The organism is Streptomyces sp. GESEQ-35 (assembly GCF_017948485.1).
Taxonomy (GTDB): domain Bacteria; phylum Actinomycetota; class Actinomycetes; order Streptomycetales; family Streptomycetaceae; genus Streptomyces.
The window spans coordinates 1-703 of record NZ_JAFFSX010000091.1; the positions used below are offsets into that span (position 1 = coordinate 1).

Here is a 703-nt window from a genome sequence, read left to right on the forward strand (position 1 = left end):
GGAGATGTAGATCAGCTCCTGGCCGACCCCCTCACCGGACTGCACGGTGTTGAAGGAGAACAGCTGGTGCATGCCGACGAACCAGGCGCCGAAGCCGACCAGCATGAACAGCGAGATCTTCGTGAAGGCAACCGGCACACCCACGGCCCGCGCAGATTCCTTGTTACCGCCGACCGAGAAGACCCAGTTGCCGTACTTGGTCCGCAGCAGCACCCAGGTCGCGATGGCCGCGAAGACCAGCCAGTACACGACGGTGATCTTCACATTGACGCCGCCGACCTCGAAGGTCGACGCGAACACCTTCTTGGCCTGGTCGAAGCCGTCCATGTCGCTGATGTCGTCGGTCGCGACGTTGCCGGTGACCAGCTTGGTCACGGCCAGGTTGACGCCCTGGAGGATCAGGAAGGTGCCCAGGGTGACCAGGAAGCTGGGCAGGCCGGTCTTGACCACCATCCAGCCGTTGAAGAAGCCGACCGCCAGCGACACCAGGAGGGCGAAGACCACGCCGACCCAGACGTTCATGCTCAGTTGGTAGCTGAGCATGGCCGCGGTGAGCGCCGAGCTGATCACGGCGACACCGGCCGACAGGTCGAACTCGCCGCCGATCATCAGCAGGGCCACGGGCAGCGCCATGATCCCGATGGTCGACGACTGGTAGAGGATGTTCGCCATCGAACTGCCGTCACGCACCGGCGGGGCAGCG

Annotated in this window: 1 protein-coding gene; it reads right to left on the reverse strand. The window is 64.4% G+C overall.

Annotation, left to right across the window (positions count from 1 at the left end; genetic code table 11):
• Positions 1-703 (reverse strand): ABC transporter permease (locus KCH87_RS48470; RefSeq protein ID WP_210594466.1); only part of this gene is annotated, 703 nt, incomplete at both ends.